The organism is Orrella sp. JC864 (assembly GCF_037026685.1).
Taxonomy (GTDB): Bacteria; Pseudomonadota; Gammaproteobacteria; order Burkholderiales; family Burkholderiaceae_B; genus Orrella.
The window spans coordinates 193,784-211,262 of the sequence record NZ_JBANET010000005.1 but is presented as its reverse complement, the minus strand read 5'-3'; the positions used below and the strand labels follow the sequence as shown (position 1 = coordinate 211,262).

Annotated in this window: 12 protein-coding genes and 1 pseudogene; 6 read left to right on the top strand and 7 right to left on the bottom strand. The window is 67.3% G+C overall.

Going from position 1 to position 17,479, the window contains the following annotated elements; translation table 11 throughout:
• Positions 1 to 35: 35 nt before the first annotated feature.
• Entirely contained in the window at positions 36 to 236 is a 201-nt protein-coding gene (locus V8Z80_RS07240) for a hypothetical protein (RefSeq protein WP_336061525.1), read from the top strand.
• 30 nt (positions 237 to 266) lie between these two features.
• Here V8Z80_RS07240 and V8Z80_RS07235 read toward each other — a convergent pair whose 3' ends face one another.
• Positions 267 to 2,489, bottom strand: a complete 2,223-nt coding sequence (locus tag V8Z80_RS07235; protein WP_336061589.1) for a GNAT family N-acetyltransferase — start codon at positions 2,487 to 2,489, stop codon at positions 267 to 269.
• Between the two features lie 23 nt (positions 2,490 to 2,512).
• Entirely contained in the window at positions 2,513 to 4,360 is a 1,848-nt protein-coding gene (locus V8Z80_RS07230) for an AAA family ATPase (RefSeq protein WP_336061524.1), read from the bottom strand.
• A gap of 140 nt (positions 4,361 to 4,500) precedes the next feature.
• Here V8Z80_RS07230 and V8Z80_RS07225 point away from each other — a divergent pair, with 140 nt between their 5' ends.
• On the top strand, positions 4,501 to 5,472 hold the full coding sequence (locus V8Z80_RS07225; RefSeq protein WP_336061523.1) for a phytanoyl-CoA dioxygenase family protein: 972 nt from the start codon (positions 4,501 to 4,503) through the stop codon (positions 5,470 to 5,472).
• Positions 5,473 to 5,556: 84 nt separating this feature from the next.
• Here the strand turns inward: V8Z80_RS07225 and V8Z80_RS07220 are convergent.
• The 4 genes and pseudogenes from V8Z80_RS07220 to V8Z80_RS07205 form a co-directional block, all read right to left on the bottom strand.
• Positions 5,557 to 6,311: pseudogene (locus V8Z80_RS07220) on the bottom strand (SDR family NAD(P)-dependent oxidoreductase).
• A 10-nt stretch (positions 6,312 to 6,321) separates the two neighbouring features.
• Positions 6,322 to 7,545 (bottom strand): capsule biosynthesis protein, encoded by a 1,224-nt coding sequence (locus V8Z80_RS07215; protein WP_155196837.1) that lies wholly within the window; start codon positions 7,543 to 7,545, stop codon positions 6,322 to 6,324.
• Positions 7,542 to 9,572 carry a capsular polysaccharide biosynthesis protein gene (locus V8Z80_RS07210; RefSeq protein WP_336061522.1) on the bottom strand — a complete coding sequence of 677 codons (2,031 nt, stop codon included), beginning with the start codon at positions 9,570 to 9,572 and terminating at the stop codon, positions 7,542 to 7,544. Before V8Z80_RS07210 ends, V8Z80_RS07215 begins: the two co-directional genes overlap by 4 nt.
• The gene (locus tag V8Z80_RS07205) at positions 9,556 to 10,395 is read right to left on the bottom strand and encodes a UTP--glucose-1-phosphate uridylyltransferase (protein ID WP_336061521.1); all 840 of its coding nucleotides are present in this window, start codon (positions 10,393 to 10,395) and stop codon (positions 9,556 to 9,558) included. Before V8Z80_RS07205 ends, V8Z80_RS07210 begins: the two co-directional genes overlap by 17 nt.
• Before the next feature lie 162 nt (positions 10,396 to 10,557).
• Between V8Z80_RS07205 and pgi the strand changes: the two genes are divergently transcribed.
• The 4 genes from pgi to V8Z80_RS07185 all read left to right on the top strand — a co-directional run bounded on the left by pgi (position 10,558) and on the right by V8Z80_RS07185 (position 16,582).
• Positions 10,558 to 12,177, top strand: a complete 1,620-nt coding sequence (pgi, locus tag V8Z80_RS07200; RefSeq protein WP_336061520.1) for a glucose-6-phosphate isomerase — start codon at positions 10,558 to 10,560, stop codon at positions 12,175 to 12,177.
• A gap of 240 nt (positions 12,178 to 12,417) precedes the next feature.
• Positions 12,418 to 13,347: a glycosyltransferase family 2 protein gene (locus V8Z80_RS07195; RefSeq protein WP_336061519.1), complete on the top strand. Its 930-nt coding sequence runs from the start codon at positions 12,418 to 12,420 to the stop codon at positions 13,345 to 13,347.
• Positions 13,344 to 15,563: a glycosyltransferase family 2 protein gene (locus V8Z80_RS07190; protein WP_336061518.1), complete on the top strand. Its 2,220-nt coding sequence runs from the start codon at positions 13,344 to 13,346 to the stop codon at positions 15,561 to 15,563. Before V8Z80_RS07195 ends, V8Z80_RS07190 begins: the two co-directional genes overlap by 4 nt.
• Positions 15,560 to 16,582, top strand: coding sequence for a glycosyltransferase family 1 protein (locus V8Z80_RS07185; RefSeq protein WP_336061517.1), 1,023 nt, complete (start codon positions 15,560 to 15,562; stop codon positions 16,580 to 16,582). The genes V8Z80_RS07190 and V8Z80_RS07185 overlap by 4 nt, the downstream gene beginning before the upstream one ends.
• Here V8Z80_RS07185 and V8Z80_RS07180 read toward each other — a convergent pair.
• Complete coding sequence (locus V8Z80_RS07180) at positions 16,579 to 17,208, bottom strand: hypothetical protein (protein WP_336061516.1); 630 nt, start codon at positions 17,206 to 17,208, stop codon at positions 16,579 to 16,581. The two genes, V8Z80_RS07185 and V8Z80_RS07180, sit on opposite strands and share 4 nt — an antisense overlap.
• Positions 17,209 to 17,479: the final 271 nt, after the last annotated feature.

The window sequence follows — 17,479 nt, the reverse complement described above, 5'->3', positions numbered from 1 at the left end:
CGTCGATCATCTTGCCCTCGAGCATGTAGGCGCCGTTGACGTCGTTTTGCTCGGGCAGCAAGCGGCACGACGGCAAGCAAAGCGGCGACTATGCCGAGCAATACGCCAATCCCCGCATCGACGGTCCCGTGATGGTGTACGTGCAATGCGACAGCGCCGCCCATGCCGACCAGGTCCGGGCGGAGGCAGGCCGGCTGGGCGGCGAGGACCTGCAGCAGAAAGCCCCCGGCGGCTGAGCGGCGGCGCGGCATGCCACATACCGCGCCCTAGAGCGTCTTGCGCAGCCACACCATCGAGGCCGCCGGCAGCCACCGGCCCAGGCCCCATAGCGCGATGCGCCGGACCGGACGGTAGCCCTGGCTGGCGAACAGCCCCATGGACCGTTCGTTGCTGGCGAAGACCTCGGCATCGACGGCGCTGGCTCCCAACAGGCGGGCCTGGCGCTCGGCCTCGGCCAGCAGCGCCGCACCCACCCCCTGGCGGCGCGCCTCGGGCGCCACGCGCAGGCTGTACACGTAAAAGCGGTAGCGGCGCTCGCGCCGGCTGATCAGGCAAAAAGCCGCATAGCGCGCCGTGCCCGCCATCGCGCCGAACACCTGCGCAAAGTCGCGCCACGCCAGGCTGTAAGGCCCGCGCCCCGGCGTGGAAAAAGACAAAAAGCCCACCGGCACGCCATCGCGATAGGCGGCCACGATGCGCCCCCGGTCCAGGCGCGGCCCCAGCAGGCGCTGGCGCAACGGGCCGCGGCCGAACAGGAAGGAACGGCCCGAGGCCACCAGCCGCATCAACGCGGCCTGGGCAGGCCCTTGCCCGGCGGGCAGCGGGTAGCGCAGCGACAGGCCCGGGGCAGGCCCGCCGGCCGGCGCGGGCGAAAGCGGGGTGTGCGCCTGCCCTGGCGACAACGCCGCCACGATCCGCTCGCCCAGCGCCCAGGCGGGCAGCTCCACCGGTTCGGAGGACTGCGCGGGTGCGGCGGACTCGGGCGGCGCGGCAGGCGCCGCCGCCCCGGCCGGCCCGGGGGTGCGCCACACCAGGTAGTCCGTCCGGCCATCGGGCTCGCCCAGCGCCGCATAGACCTGCGGCATGATCGGCACGTGGTCGCCATAAAACGCCAGCACGCCCGGCCGGGCCGACTCGGCCAGGGCCTGCCTGAGCATCGCCAGCATCCGGTCGGCATTGCGCAGGTGGCGCAGGTAGATGCCCAGTTCGCCGCAGCCGGCCGGCGGCGGCATGTCGTACAGGCCCGCCTGCTCGGCCGGCGCCATGCGCTCCAGGTGCAGCGGGCCATGGTTTTCCATGGTGATGACGAACACGAACAGCGCTTGCCCGCCCTCGTCCCGGCCGGTGCGCCGCAACAGTTCCCGCACGCGCTGCGCCACGGCCACGTCCGGCACGTAGGGCCCCGGCCCGCCCGGCGCGGCCGCATCGGCGAAAGCGCGGATGTCCAGGAACTCGTCAAAGCCCAGCCAGGGATAGCTGCGCGCGCGCCGGTAGAAAGCGGCCGGATAGGGATGCACGCAGACCGTGCGGTAGCCCTGCGCGCGCAGATGCGCGGCCAGGGTGACGATCCCCATGCGCGCCAGCTTGCGATAGGGATTGAAGCGGTGCACGCCCAGCGCCGGCTCGTCCAGCCCGGACAAGAAGGCGAATTCGGTGCGCACGGTATTGGCGCCCCAGCTTGGCACGCGCAGCCTGCCATGGCACAGCGCCTGGCCGCGCAAGGCATCGAACTGGGCCAGCACCCCGGGCTTGATGCCCGCATGCAGGCGGCGCGCGTCGAAAAAGGACTCGCTTTGCACCACGACCAGGTCGGGCTGCGGCGCGGGCGCCGCGGGCAGCGCGCCAGCCTGGGCCTGCGTCCAGCGCGTCAGCGGCCAGCCCTGCGCGGGCGGGCGCATCTCGGCCCAGCCATAGGCCCATAGCGCGGCGTAAAACCCCGCCTGCCGCACGTCCGCGTCCGGCTCGAAAGCCAGGGCCAGGGGCCGGCGGCTGCCCAGCGCCAGCAAGGCCAGCCCCAGGCCGGCCCAGCCGGCCGCGCCCAGCCAGAAGGCCCGGGCCGGGCCGGCCGCCGTCCACGGCGGCTCGAGCAGCAGCCCCGCGGCCATGGCCAGCACGAACAGCGCCAGCCCTGCCGCCGCCCGCCACAGGCCGAAGAAGGGCAGGTACAGGCGCGGATGGCGCAGCATGTCGGTGAAATACTCGAAATCCTGGCAGATGAAGGCCTCGCGCAGGGCCCGGTGCTTGGCGTTGTTGACCAGCGTCAGCAGCACCGCCAGCCCGCCGGCCAGCACGCAGGCGAACCAGGGCCGGCGCAGCGCCAGCAGCAGCACGGCATAGGCCAGCACCCACAAGCCGGCATGCAGCAGCAGCGCCTGCGGCGGACGGCGCCACGGCGCGGCCGGCGCGGGCCGCAGGGCCGTCTCCAGCGCCATGGGCAGCAGCACGGCCACGGACAGCGGCAGGCCCGTGGCCAGCCAGAAGGACGCCATATCAGTCAATAAAACGTTCCCAGTCAATCATCGCGGGGAAATCGCGCTTCAGCCTCAGTGACCTGGGCAAGCACCTGTTCGCCATGTACCAACGCCTTCTCGAATATGCCTTGCAATAGATCCAGCTTGCTGCGAATCTCGCTTTCCGCCGTACTGGACAATTGCGCCAACGGTATCAGCCGGTGCAATTCCCCCTTGCGCAGCAAAATCGGCGTCCCCAACTGGCTGGCAAGCCGGCGAAAGAACTCTTCGGCCAGCACGCTCAACTTGCGCCTTTCCGTTTTTGCCTCCCAGATCAGCCTGGCGGCTTCCTGGGGCGAGTTCCGCCACGCCGCGTAGTCGTCCTGGTTGCCATCGAACACCTCATGCAGGACCAGGGACGACAGAATGTCGTCGATGGCAGCATATGTCGACTGTGTGAACAGATCGTCGGACGGATACTGGCTCATCGCATAAGAGCGCAGCAGCTCCGGCGTGATGAAATAGTTCTCCAGTTCGTAGCGACGCCAATAGCGGATGACCAAGGCTCCTTCGTCGCTTTCCTTCCGGGACTGACCGTCATTGTCCAGAATGGCCAGGCCCTGGAGATCCGGCAACAACCCGCGCAAGCCATTGAAATGATCCTTCGGCGTCACGCCGAACCCTCCTTCGACCCTGTCGAGCTCGGCTATCGCATCTTGCGCAGGATAATTGTTCTGTACGTAAAAGCTATTGATACGCTCATCCCAGATGCGTGCGGCCTTGTGGTCAAGGCGCTCGGCCAACGCCCTTAGCATGTCGATGTCGGTGCCGCCCTCGACATACAGAACATAGCCTCGCTCACGCGCCTTCACGTAGTGCTCGGCGCCGAAATGCTTGAGACTATTGCGGATGTCCTGCCGCTTGGCCAGGTTATCGGCCTGCCCTTCCAGCAGCAGCGTCAGGTTGTTGTCCAATGCCTCGTCGAGTATCACCTCCGAGTGCGTCACGATCACGACCTGCGATCCGTTATCCGTGGCAATATCCCGCAACAGGACATAAACCTGCTTTTGCCGCAGTATCTCCAGATGGGCGTCCGGTTCATCGACGAGCAGGACGCTGCCCTTGTGCGAATAAAGATAAGCGAACACCAGCAGCATCTGCTGCATCCCGCGGCCCGCGGAGGAAATATCCAACGCTTCCCGCACCCCTGGCTGCTGATACGCCAAGGTAATGCTGCCGCGGGAAGTCTCCTTCGGTTCATCGAGTTCGATGTCGAACAAGCGGCGCATCAGCGTAACGATCCGGCGCCAGTCCTGGGACGAATTCCTTGCAACGCCCAGGCATAGGTTGCGCAAGACATGCGCTGTCCTTCCCTGGCCTAGCAGCACGTCGATGCGGCCCGGCTGGAGAATGGGCTCCTCCGAATCCAGCCCCGACATCGGATACAGGAGCTCCACCCGCAAGGTTGCCGCGTAGCCGATGAACTCCAAATCCCCCATTACGTCCGGATCCGGCGAGCAATAAACGAGCTCATCGCCCTGGTTGCGGAACCGCATAGACAATGCCCGCGCCCGGCCCTGGTATTCGACCCCCACCGTTATGACCAGGGGAATATCCTTGTTCCCCTTCCTGACCTGGGCATTGTTCCAGAAAAAGCGAGTACGCTGCACCGGCACGGCCACAATGCCCAAGCGGTTCAAAGATGTCGCCGTCCGCTCCTTGGCCGCGGACTCCTTGCGTACTTCATACCAGGTGCGCACCGCTTGAGACCAGAGCGCCAAGGCCTGTATCGCACTGGTTTTGCCGCAGTTGTTAGGGCCGATAAGAACGGCCGGATGACCCAACTCGATACGCTGTCGGGCTCCGAATCGCTTGAAGTTCTGGATTTCAAGATAGTGCAGCAGGCGCATATCCAGTCTCAGTTACATTGACCATCATCCGAATCGCAAAAGCCCGGGCCGGCCGATGCGGCTTCATGACGGCAGGCGGATTTCAAACACTCGCTATCATAAGGCGGCAACGCCCTGCGCTAACCGTTTTGTCCTCCGCCATGTCCAAACTCATACGCTGGCTCAAGCTGCCCTGGTGGATCGTCCAGCTGGCCACCGGCGCAAAATCGTTCCAGGACAACCCCCTGATCGGCAGCCGCCTGCTCAACCGCGCCGGGCTGCACGCCGCGCGCGTGCGGCTGGCGCACCGGTTGGCCGCCAGCCGCCGGCGGCGCCTGGCCCACCTGGTCAGCGAGGCCGACCGCGCCGCCTTCGACGCCAACGGCTACGTCATCAAGACCGACTTCCTGCCGCCCGGGCAGTTCGAGGCGCTGCGCGCCGAACTGCTGCAAACCGCCCTGCCGGCGCGCGAGATGCTGCAAGGCGACCCCGCCTGGCTCGGCCTGCTGCGCTACGTGGGCTCGTTCAAGCTGCAGCCGCTGTGCTATGTGCAAACCATCCTGTCGCACGTGCGCCAGGACGACCCCGATCCGCAGACGCGCCTGCATGCCGACACCTTCCACGCCAGCGTCAAGGCCTGGCTGTTCCTGACCGACGTGGCCGAGGACGAGGGGCCGTTCACCTATGTGCCCGGCTCGCACCGGCTCACGCCCGAGCGGCTGTGCTGGGAGAAGGCCCGCTCGCTGGAGGCCGCCGGGCTGGACCGCATGAGCGCGCGCGGCTCGCTGCGCGTGGACGAACACGAGCTGGCCGCCCTGGGCTATGGCCCGCCGCGCGTGTTCGCGGTCAGGAAGAACACGCTGGTGGTGGCCGACACGGTGGGCTTTCATGCGCGCGGGCCCAGCGTGCGGCCCAGCACGCGCGTGGAGATCTGGGGCTATGGCCGGCGCAATCCCTTCCTGCCCTGGACCGGGCTGGAACTGGGCGCGCTGCCGGGCATACGCGGGCGCACCATCGGCCTGTACTGGCGCGTGAAGGACGCGATGGAAAAACTGGGGGCCCGCAAGAACCCGTGGCGCAAGGTCGGCACGCTCAAGGCCGGCGACCCGGCCCGGCTGGGCCGCCAGGACTGAAGCGGGCGGGACCGCCCCAGGGCCGACCCACGGCCCACCCGGCGCCGGCCCACCGGACACGCGCGCCGGCATCGGCGCGCGGCCTCAGCCGTAGCCCAGCCGCCTGACGATCCAGGCCGACAGCGCCGCGGGCAGCACCGCCAGCCACCAGGTGCCGAAGTTCAGGGGAAACGGAAAGCTGATGCGCGCCCGGTTGGCGCGCAGGCCCCGGTCGATGCGCGCGGCCGCCTGCTCGGGCGTAAGCCGGAAGGGCTTGGGCCCGGGCATGGCCCGCATCATGGGCGAATCCACATAGCCGGGCATCACCACGCTCAGGCGCACGCCCTGCGGCGCCAGCCAGCCCCGCATGGCTTCGCCATAGGCCTCTTGAGCGCCGCCTTGCTGGCGCAATAGCTGGGCGTGACGGGCAAGCCGAAATACGCGGCCAGCGAACTGACCAGGGCCACCTGCCCTTGCCCGCGCTTGCGCATGGCCGGCAGCACCGCATCGACGGTGGCCATGGCGGCCAGCACATTGACTTCGATCACCGCGCGCGACGCCTGCCAGGACTCGCCCTGGCGCGCCGGCCCCGTATCGGTGTTCAGCCCGGCGTTGACGATGACCAGGTCCAGGGGGTGCAGCAGCTCGGCCTGCGCGATCCAGTCGCGCAGCTGGGCTTCCTCGCGCAGGTCGAAGCACGCCGCCAGGGCCACGGCCCCGCGGGCCTGGCACTCGGCCGCCAGCGCGTCCAGCTGCGGGCGGCGGCGCCCGTGCAGCAGCAGGGTATTGCCGGGCACGGCATAGTGCCTGGCCAGCGCCGCGCCGATGCCGCCGGTCGCGCCCGTGATCAGGATGTTCATGGCTTTGCCCTCATCGCTTGAGCGCCTGCAGGGGCGAGAGCGTATCGGTCAGCGGCTTGATCGAGTTGCGCACGGCCCGCTCGATACCGGCCCGGGTATAGAAGCCGCCGTCCACCTGCGTGCCGTGGATGACGACATCGCGAAACGCGCGGAACAGCTTGTTGTTGGGCCGTCCCGGATTGTGCCAGAACGCATCGAGCGGGCCCTGGAACGTCAGGCCGGGCATGTCGTAGATGGCCGCGCCCAGCGTCTTGGTGGCGCGCCGGTGCAGCAAGGCCGAAGCGCCCACGGTGCTGTTGACGGTGACCACGCCGCGCGCATGCTTGAGCAGGTCGGGCGTGTTGCCGGTCTCCAGGTAGAGCACCCGCCCTTGCAACCCGTACAGCCGGCAAGCCTCGCGCACGTGGGCGGCATAGTCGTTCAGCCCCGGGTCCAGCGGATGGTTCTTGATCACCAGCGTATAGCGGCCAGGCGCGGCCTGGGCAAAGGACACCAGCACATGGTCCAGCACCTGCAGCATGGACTCGAAGCGGGAATGCTGGCGGATCTGCGCATCGCTGCCCAGCTGCAGGGGCAGCAGGAAATAAGGCGTGCGGCTGGCGAACAGGCGGGCCACCTGCTCGCGGTCGCGCCGCGCATGGCCGGGCAGTTGCAGGCCGCGCTTGATGTAGTGCCAATACTCGGTGACCGCATGGACCGCATGCGTGCGGTAATGCGGATAAAGCAGCGGGTTCACCGCGCTGCCCAGGTGATAGAGCACGTCGTGCCAGGCCCGCACCCGGAAAGGCTGGGACAGCGGATTGCCGTGCGGCACGTGCGGCAGGCGCCGGGCGGTCTCCAGGTACCAGCGCGGGTCGCGCGGCAGGCCCGAATGCGCGTTCACCCCGTCGCGCTCTAGCGTGATCCAGTGCGGCCGGAAATAGCCCTCTTCGTAGACGTGCACGCGCACGCCCAGCGCCCGCGCCTGCGCCGTCATGGCCCGGTGCACCGGCCGCTGGTCGCCGAACAGCACCACGTCCGAGATGGCATGCTGCTGCACATAATGGGCATAAAAGGCCGGCAAGTCCTCGATGCGGCCCCGGTACGAGGTGGCCCCGCCGCCGCGCCAGGCCAGCGCGTCGCCGCCGTTGAAATTGATCTTGCAGACCTCGTGCCCATGCTCGCGCAGCCCTGCCCCCAGGCAGCGGAAAAACGGCGAGCACACGCCTTGCAGGAACAGGAACCTGCGGCTCATACGAACCAGAACCAGCGGTTGAGGAAAGCCTGCAAGGCCGAGGCCCGCGGCAGCCGGCCGGCCAGCCGCCCGCGCTCGGCCAGCAAGGCGTCCAGCGCCGATTCGGGCGTGGTATAGCGGCCCGAAACCGGATGGATATAGGTGGGATACAGGATCAGGGCGGCGGCAACCAGCATATCCAGGGTTAACGGCCGCCCGCGCCGCAGCTTGAGCGCCTCGGGCAGCGCCAGGTCCTGCGTCAGCCCCCAGCCGGCGTAGAAGGGCTGCCCGTGCGTGACCACCTGCCGGCCGCGCAGCAGGGCCTCGAAGCCGGCCAGCGAGGTCATCACATGCACCGCGTCCACCTGCGCCAGCAGCGCCGGCAGCGACACGTCCGTCACCACCTCGTCGCACCACTGCCAGGCGCGCGCCTCGGCCTGGCCGGCCCGCCGCATCCGGGCCACCACGTCCGGATGCGGCTTGTACAGCACATAGGCCTGCGGACAGGCCTGGCGCACCGCCCGCAGCAGCTCGACGTTGCGCCGGATGCCGGCCGAGCCGTGGCGCAGCGAGGCATCGCCTTCGACCTGGCCGGGCACCAGCACCACCTGCGCCGCGCCGGCCGGACGCTGCCAGGCCCGCTCCCCGGCCAGGTTGTACTTGGTCACGCCGGCCGCGCAGATGCGCTCGCGCAGGCAGGCGGCCCGCGCCAGCAGCGCCGGGTCGTAGTCGGTCTCGCGCAGCAGCGCCTCCAGCCGGGACGGGGACGCGGCGTCGTAATAGATCCCCAGGTCGTCCACCACCCAGGACACCGGCGGCACGCGCATGGCCCCCAGCCCCACCGAGCGCAGGAAACCATCCTCCAGGCGCAGCACCGGGCCCGGCGCGCCGCGGCGGGCCCAGCGCGCATCGTGACGCCGGCCCCACAGCACCAGCGGCCCGCCCGGCGGCACCGCGCCCAGGCGGCGCACGAAACGCAGCCGCGCCCCGTCCAGGAAACGGCGCACCAGCGGGCGCTTCCAGCGCGAGAAGCCATAGGCCCAGGCCTGGGCGGGCAGGCGCGCGCGCTGGCGGCGCTGCAGGCCCATCCAGTCGATCAATGCCTCGGGTGTGCAGGGCTGGCCGGTTTCCGGATGCAGGTAGCGGGGATACTCGACCAGGGCGGCGTGCACCAGCTGCTCCAGGCTGGCCCGGCCGCGCCGCGCCGGGGCGGCCAGCGCATCGCCGGTCAGCCCCCAGCCGGCGTAGAAAGGCATGCCGAAGACCCGTACCGGCTTGCCCCACAGCAGCGCCTCGAAGCCCAGCTGCGAGGTCACCACGTAGACGGCGCGGGCCGCCTGCAGCAGCGCGCAGGCGTGCACGTCCCGGGCCAGCACCTGCACGCGCGGATGGCCGCGCAGCGCCGCCAGGTCGAAGTGGCCGCGCTTGCGCCCGTCGATCACGTCCGGATGCACCTTGAGCACGATCTGCGCATCGGGATGCTCGGCCAGCGCGGCCTGCAGCATGCGCGCAAAGCTCTCGGCCGAGGCCTGGCCGCAGCCGATGGACAGGTCGCCCGCCGTCTGGTCGGCCACCAGCACGAAATCGGCGGGCAGCGCATCGGGCTCGGGCGCATGGTTGTACTTGGACACCCGCTGCGCACGCCAGCGTTCGCACAGCGCACGGGCCCGCTCGGCCTGGGCGGGCGCCAGCGGCGCGGCGATCAGGCGCTCCAGCCGCGAGGCGCGGCCGGCGTCGTAATAGATGCCCAGGTCATCGACCACCACCGACAAGGGCGGCTCGGCATTGCCCAGGCCCACCGAGCGCAGGAAACCGTCCTCCAGCCGGATCAGCGCCAGCCCCTCGCGCCGGGCCAGCGCCTGGGCGCGGCGGGCGCTGGGCTTGCAGCCCCAGGCCAGCACCGCCTCGCAGCCGGCCCGCGCCGGGCGGCCGGTGCGCACCAGCTGCGCCTGGCCGGCCAGCAAGGCCGGCAGGGTGGCCACCGCCCGCACGCCGCGCGAGACGACCGCCCAGCGCCTGGCCGGCTCGCGCTCAGACCTGAAGGCCATGGTATTTCTTGCCCATGGCGATGGTTGCCGAAAACAACCCCTGCTTGCTGCCGCAGTCGTAGCGGGTGCCTTCGTAGCGATACGAATACACCGGGCTGCCGGTCTCGAGCAGCAGCGCGATGCCGTCGGTCAGCTGGTACTCGCCATTGGCCCCGCGCTCGCACTGGCGCAGGCAGTCGAATATGCCGGATTCGAGCACGTAGCGCCCGGCCACGCCCTGGATGCAGTCGACGCCCGGCGCGGCGGGTTTCTCGACGATGTGCTCCACGCGCAGCACCCTGTCGCCCGCCGGACGGCCCGTCACCACGCCGTACTGGTCGCTTTCGGCGGCGGGAATGGTGGTCACCCCCAGGATGCTGCCCTGGTATTGGTGCGCCGCCTGGACCAGCTGCAGGATGGCCGGCACCTGGGCGTCGATCAGGTCGTCGGCCAGGATCACCGCGAAGGGCTCGTTGCCCACCAGCGGCTCGGCGCACAGTATGGCGTGGCCCAGGCCCAGCGGCGCGTGCTGCCGGACCACCATGAAGTTCACGTTATCGGGCAGAATATGCCGCACCGTTTCAAGCAGCTCCAGTTTGTCACGGCCCAGCAGTTCTTTTTCCAGCTCGTAAACCGAATCGAAATGGTCTTCGATGGCCCGCTTGTTGCGGCCTGCAATGAAAATTAACTCCGTGATACCCGCCGCCACCGCTTCTTCGACCGCATACTGGATCAACGGCTTGTCGATCACAGGGAGCATTTCGTTGGGCAGCGCCTTGGTTGCCGGCAGGAACCGGGTGCCCAGGCCCGCAACGGGAAAGACTGCTTTACGGATCGGTCTCATGAGCCCTCAATCAAACACGCGGCGACGACGGCTATTCGCAGCGCTCACATTTGGTAAGCAGACAACTTGAAGAATATGGCGTACCGTCTGCCCCTGGCTACAACATCACGAATTCTATTCCAAGCTATCCCGGCCTAAAGCGCCAACTTGCAACCGTCAGATATGGACCAGAGCGCGACGCAGCAAAACCCCATTGTGCGCACCGAAGACGTACCCGTACTGCCCGACATGCCCGAATGGGCCAGCTTCACGGCCGCCGCCCGGCAGGCCGAACTGGACGCGGACAGGCTGCGCATCCTGACCGCCGCCAGCCTGCAAGTGGACATGAGCGCCCAGCCCTGGTCGCCGCAGCTCTCGGCCGCCGGCATCGCGCTCTTGCAAGCCCGGCAGTTCGAGCAGGCGCGCGCCGGGCTGCTCGAGGGCGCCACCGTCAACTGCACCGAACACCGCGCCGCCTGGCACACCATGCTGCGCAAGCCCGCCCCCATCGAGGAAGTCGCCATCGAGCGGGCCCGCCTGCTGGACTTCGTGCAAAGGCTGGACACCGAACGGCGCTACCGCAACATCCTGCACATCGGCATCGGCGGCAGCGACTGGGGCGTGCGCCTGGCCGTGGGCGCCTTCGGCTACACCGGGGTCTGGCGCGAGATCCGCTTCGTGGCCAACATCGACGGCCATGCCATCGAAGGCGGCATCGCCGGCCTGGACCCGCACCAGACGCTGGTGGTGATCGCCTCCAAGTCGTTCACCACCGCCGAAACCCTGGAGAACGCCCGCCGCGCCATCGAATGGATCCGCGGCGCCGGCATCGCCAACCCCATGCAGCAGGTCGTGGCCGTCACTGCCCGGCCCCGGATCGCGCTGGAATTCGGCGTGCCCAAGGCGCAGATCTTCCCGTTCTGGGACTGGGTGGGCGGACGCTTCTCGCTGTGGTCCTCGGTCGGCGTCTCGGCCGCCCTGGCCGTGGGCGACGAGGTGGTGGCCGGCATGCTGGCCGGCGCCAACGCCATGGACGAGCATTTCCGCACCGCGCCCATCGAGCAGAACGTGCCGGTGCAGCTGGCCCTGGCCGGCATCGTCAACCGCAGCGTGCTGCAGTACGCCTCGCTGAACCTGTCGGTGTACGACTCGCGGCTGTTCTACCTGGTGCCCTACCTGCAGCAGCTGGAAATGGAATCGCTGGGCAAGTCGGTCAACCTGGCCGGCCAGCCCGTGGGCGTGCCCACCGGCCCGGCCGTCTGGGGCATGCCCGGCACCGACGCGCAGCACACCTTCTACCAGTGGCTGCACCAGGGCACCGACGGCGCGCCGGTGGATTTCATCGCCTGCCGCCACGCCGACCACAACTGGCCCGACCACCACCAGCAATTGCTGGCCCACTGCCTGGCGCAGCGCGAGGCGCTGCTGCGGGGCAAGTCCTACGAGCAGGTGCGCGCCGAGATGCGCGGCAGCAACGAGGACTCGTCCTATTCGGACTGGCTGGCCCGCCACAAGGTCTACCCGGGCGGCAGGCCGTCTAACCTGATCGTGATGCAGCGGCTGACGCCCTACTCCCTGGGCGCGCTGCTGGCCATGTACGAGCACAAGATCTTCGTGCAGGCGCTGGTGTGGGGCATCAACCCCTTCGACCAGTGGGGGGTGGAGCTGGGCAAGTCGCTGACCAAGCAGATCCGCAAGGACTGGCAAAGCATGTCGGTGGGCGAACCCCCGGCGGTGCCGCACGATGCGTCCACGCAGTATTGGTTGGAGGCGTTTTTGCCGGGGAGCGGGAATACCGTATGACCTCTTGCGGGGGTGAGCGCCTCCCAGGATGCCCGCATTTCCACCTTCCGATCAAATGGCAAAAATCTGAAATACTGTTCCTTTTGCCCCTCGCTGCAGCCGTCGTAAACTTGATGCTGTCATGATTTTTTCGCTTTTCATGCGCTTTCAACCTTCCGCTGTACGACAGCACCCGCCCTCCAGCGCCGTGCTGGTTCCTGGACCGTCCCGAGGCGCCGGCAGGAGCCGCGCGATGATGCCTTGAAACTGGGCCTGGCCGGAATCGTCAAGAACGAAGCCGACACTCTGCTCGAATGGATTGCCTACCACCGCGTAATAGGCATAGATAGCTTTTTCATTGCCGATAACGACAGTACCGACGGAACGCGCGAGATTCTTGCCGCGCTGAGCAGTCACGGCATGGCGGAAACCATCGATGTGCCGACCTTGCCTGGGCGCAAGCCGCAAATGCCAGCCTATTCGGCGCTGCTGGGCCTTGCCCGGGGCAAATGCGACGTACTCGCGTTCATCGACGCCGACGAGTTCCTGCTTCCGACCGACGGCGCGGACACCCTGAGACCGTTGGTGGAAAAAATCTTTTCCGATCCGCAGGTGTCGGCCCTGGCCTTGAACTGGGCCAACTTCGGTTCGGCGGGGGCTGTCTTCATCGAGGATGGGCTCGTCATAGACCGTTTTACGAAGCGCGCCAGGCGGGAATTCGGCGTCCATTACCATTACAAAACCCTGGTCCGCCCCGAATGCGGGCAAAGCTTCGCCAATCCGCACCACGTACGCTTGAACGCTGGACGCTATGTGACTGCGCTGGGCACGGAAGTCGTGCCGCATGCCAAGCATGGCGATGGACTGAGCGACAAAGTCGTCTGGGAAGGCGCACGCATCAATCACTATGCCACCAAATCGCTCGAAGAGTTCCTGGTCGGCAAAAGCCGGCGAGGCAGCGCATCCAAGGAAGGCCGCATCAAGCACAAACGCTATTTCCTCAGCCATGACCGCAACGACGAGGAATGTCTGCTGGCCCAGCGCTTTTCTGAATCCACGAAGGCGGAACTGGACCGGCTATCGGCGCTGATAGCCCCGCAGATGGAGTCGTATGTCCAAGCCCGCCGCCACAACACGCCGGGCTTGCTCGGCTGGATAGAACGCAAGCTAGCACGCACTGGCACGGCATGAACCTGGTACGCCCCGTTCCGGCAGGCGCCGTCGTCTTGGCGCCCGAACCGCTACGCGATCTTGCGCCTGCGGGCCGCCAGCGGTTCTGGCGGTCGCTAGGCGATGCGCCCTTGCTATTGTTAAGCGGCGATCTTGCCGCGTGGTCGAACGGTTGGGTGCTGGTCCGCGGTTTCCTGCATGCCGAGTCCCGCGAAGCCACCTATCTCTGCATAGAGCTGGTCGATGGCCGGTTGGTCCACGTCAAAACCCCCGTAACAGCCCGCGGCAAAATCCAGGAAGTCATATGGCTGCCACCCGGCAGCCGGCGGCTGCTGCTGCAGCCGGTGTCATGCCCGGGCGAGTTCGAACTGGCTGAACTCAGCCTGCAGCCGCTGGACTGGTTCCGCAGCTTTTTCCGGCGCGCCTGGCGGGTGCGCAAGACGCAGAAGAAGCACCCGCGCAGGCTTTTGCGGCGCATGGGCTGGCCTCGCCTGGGACCATGGCTGAACGTGCCGCGCGCCTATGAAGTCGCCAATGCGCTGCGCGACCATATCCCCCATACCAGCTACGCGCGCTATCTGGCGACAGTAGACGCGCTGTCGCACGAAGACCGCAAACGCATCGCCCGCCATATACGCAACTTTGCATACTCCCCCCGTTTCCACATCCTGCTGGCCTGTGCACAGGCTGAAGCCCCTGCCGCACAAGACACGCTGATGTCCTTGCAGCGGCAGCTCTATGGAAACTTCAAGGTGCAGGCTGACGGCGAATTGCCGCAAGGCGTGCCCCCGCGCCAGGAGTGGACGTTCGAACTTGCGCTGCCTGCCCGCAAGGGGGAGCCCTGGCGCCTTGCCACCGCTCAAAACATCGGGCACAAGCCGGCCTGGGTCATCCTGCTGCGGGCGGGCGAGCAGTTGGCGGAAACCGCGCTGTACTGGCTGGCCACGGAAATCCTGGCCCACCCGCAAGCCGAATTCGTCTATACCGATCACGATCACCTTGATACGGACGGCGCACGGCATGCGCCGATCTTCAAGCCGGACTGGTCGCCGGAACTGTTGCGATCGGCAAACTATATCGGCCCCGCCGCTACGGTACGGGAAGACACGCTGGCACGGATCCCAGACACGGGCGCCAAGTCCCCGGACAGCCGCCATGAATTGTGGCTGCGGGTTCTCCATGCCATGCCTGGGACAGCCATACGGCATGTGCCCGCAGTACTGTGGCACCTTCCTCCCCATCCGGATCCGCACCGCCTGGCTGCCCAAGCCGACTTGGCCGCCGTACGGCAGCATCTCTCGGATATCGGCGTAATGGCGCAAGTGCAGCCGAGCCGTCATGGCTTGTGCCATGTCCGCTACGCCATGCCCGACCCCGCTGCGCTGGTCAGCATCATCATTCCCACCCGAGACGGCCTGGCCCTTTTGCGCCCGTGCCTGGAGAGCGTGCTGCACCGCAGCAGCTACCCCCGGATCGAAGTAATCATCGTCGACAATGGCAGCCAGGACGAAGCAACGCTGGCTTACTTGGCGCAAGCCGCGCAGGACAGCCGCGTACGAGTGATCCGGGACAACGCCCCTTTCAATTACTCTGCGCTGAACAACCATGCGGTGCGCATCGCCAGCGGCGAAGCGATTTGCCTGCTCAATAACGACACGGAAGTCATCACCCCCGACTGGCTGGAAGAGATGATGGGCCACCTTGTGCAGCCGGGTGTGGGCGTGGTCGGGGCCAAACTCTACTACGGAGATGGCCGGGTGCAGCACGCCGGCGACGCGGTGGGCCCGGGGGGATGCGCCGACCATATGCACTCCAAGCTGGAACGCGACGCGCCCGGTTATGCCGGCCGCGCCGTGCTGGCGCAAGACTTGTCGGCCGTCACGGCCGCCTGCCTGTTGACGTGGCGGCAGCTTTACCTCGATCTGGGCGGACTGAACGAAGTCGAGTTGCCGATTTCGTTCAACGACGTGGACTATTGCCTGCGCGCCAGGGAAGCCGGGCATCGGGTCGTGTGGACCCCTCATGCCGAACTTTTTCACTACGAATCGATCACCCGCGGCCAGGACATCAGCCCGGAACAGCAAGCCCGCAGCCGACGGGAAGCGGACTACATGCGCCGTCGCTGGGCCGCGGCCATGCGGCATGAGCCGTTCTACAATCCCAACCTGAGCTATGACCGGCCTGATTTCACCCTGAATCCCGCGCCGGCGCTGCGTCGGCCCTGGGAAAAACAGTGAACAGCATTCCGTCCGGACGATTTGCCTGGCTACGAGGATGGCCCAGGCGATCGCCGCCAGCTTTCGGCGGCGGCCCGGCGCAGCAAATACTCATCGTAGAACGCCTGCCGAGCGCCAGCGCTGACTATCTGGCAGTGCCTGCCGCCAAGGCAATGGGCCTGCCGGTCCGGCGCGCGCCGCTAAACAGCGATCCAGATCTTTGGCTTGAGCAGCCCGGTACCCTGGTTGTGCTGGTGCGCTATCTGAACGGTCGCTGGCGCCGGGCATTGACCCAACGCCGGCACATGCTGTCAGGCCTGGTTTACTTCATGGACGACGACCTCTGGGACGCTGGCGCGCTGGCGGGACTGCCGCCCAGCTACCGCAGGCGACTGCGCCAGAACGCGCTGGATCATCGCGCCTGGCTGCACGAACAATGCTCGGAGATCTGGGTGTCCACGCAAGCGTTGGCGCAGAAATACCAGCACCATCACCCCAGGCTCGTTCCTCTTGCCCCGCCTTTGGCGCTGCTGCGAAGGAACGATCCCGTATGGCTGTGCTACCACGGCACGGCATCGCATGCGCAAGAACGGCAATGGGTCATTCACCTGGCCGAACGTGTGCTGCATGCCTGCCCGCAAGTTCATTTCGAAATCTTCGGAGATGCGAAGGTGCAGCGCGACTGCAAGGGCCTGCCACGCACCATTGTCCTGCATGCCATGCGCTGGACCAACTATGTGGCCTATACCGGCTCGGTGCGCCGGCATATCGGCTTGGCCCCACTGCTGGGGGGCGACTTCAACGCCGCGCGCGGCGCGGTGAAGTTCTACGATTTTGCCCGCATGGGAGCCGTCGGACTCTATAGCGACACTGCACCCTATGCAGGCTTCGTCCAACACGGGGAAGACGGATTGCTGCTGCCCAACCAACCAGATCTATGGGCCGAACGTATCGCCGAACTGGCGGCCAAGCCCGAGCAACTTGCACAAATGGCCGATGCAGCTTGCCGGCGCGCCCTGGCACTGGCGGCTGGCGCTTAATCCGACTTGGCGGGCAGCGGGCAGGCCGCGTCCCGAAAAGGATGCATTCCGCAACGGAACCGGGCGACCAACTCGCGCAACGCCGGCACGACGCTCGTCTGCTGATCGCGCATCATCCGGCGAATCGCCTCGCCATGCACCATGCCCAGCTGTACCGGGATATGCGGCAATCCCAGTGCCTGAGCGATGGCCACACGATGCTTGGCGCCCGGCAGCTTTACCCACTGCCCATCCGGCCCCATCGCCACGCCGATGCCCGTGCCCATGCGCCAAGGATGGCTGAGGACAGGATACGCTGGAGCCAGCATGCCATGGCGCTGTATCGACAGGAACAGCCGTACGTAGCGCTCGAAGTACTGGTCGATAGCCAGGGCCGAATCGAGCCTTCGCTGTTGGCGACGCGCCGGCCGGCCCTCGCGCATAGCCTTGATCATCTGCTCATAAATCGGCATACGCCGGTAGTCCATGCCGCTGTCCAACAATTGCTGCGCCTCGACGAACACGGGCAGGCTATCGACGCCGACGAGCAAGGCAGACCAGTCCCCATCCGCCACGAAGGCATTGAGCGTATGGCGCGGGCGGCCTTGCCCACAGACCCAGTCGGTCAATTCCTTGCGCAGTTGCACCGGGGACAGCCGCCCTTGCAGAGGTCCCAAACAGGCTTGCGCCCACAGAGGGTGCGAGGCCAGGCGGACCTTCGTGCTAGGCAGCGCTATGGCCTCCAGCGACCGCTGGAACCGGACGTCGGACCGATACCGGCAGCTCGTGACGGCGGCAGCCAGACGCAGCAGCCGGGCCTGGACATATTGCGACCACCCGATCTCGCCGTGCAAAGCGCGCCGGGCCACGCCATGGGCAACATTTCTTACCATATTGCTACGTTTTTCTTCCCGCAGT

Excerpts from the sequence above, each read along its gene's own strand:
- V8Z80_RS07235 (WP_336061589.1), bottom strand. The coding sequence starts at position 2,489 with ATGGCGTCCTTCTGGCTGGCCACGGGCCTGCCGCTGTCCGTGGCCGTG.
- V8Z80_RS07230 (WP_336061524.1), bottom strand. The coding sequence starts at position 4,360 with ATGCGCCTGCTGCACTATCTTGAAATCCAGAACTTCAAGCGATTCGGA.
- V8Z80_RS07225 (WP_336061523.1), top strand. The coding sequence starts at position 4,501 with ATGTCCAAACTCATACGCTGGCTCAAGCTGCCCTGGTGGATCGTCCAG.
- V8Z80_RS07215 (WP_155196837.1), bottom strand. The coding sequence starts at position 7,545 with ATGAGCCGCAGGTTCCTGTTCCTGCAAGGCGTGTGCTCGCCGTTTTTC.
- V8Z80_RS07210 (WP_336061522.1), bottom strand. The coding sequence starts at position 9,572 with ATGGCCTTCAGGTCTGAGCGCGAGCCGGCCAGGCGCTGGGCGGTCGTC.
- V8Z80_RS07205 (WP_336061521.1), bottom strand. The coding sequence starts at position 10,395 with ATGAGACCGATCCGTAAAGCAGTCTTTCCCGTTGCGGGCCTGGGCACC.
- pgi (WP_336061520.1), top strand. The coding sequence starts at position 10,558 with ATGGACCAGAGCGCGACGCAGCAAAACCCCATTGTGCGCACCGAAGAC.
- V8Z80_RS07190 (WP_336061518.1), top strand. The coding sequence starts at position 13,344 with ATGAACCTGGTACGCCCCGTTCCGGCAGGCGCCGTCGTCTTGGCGCCC.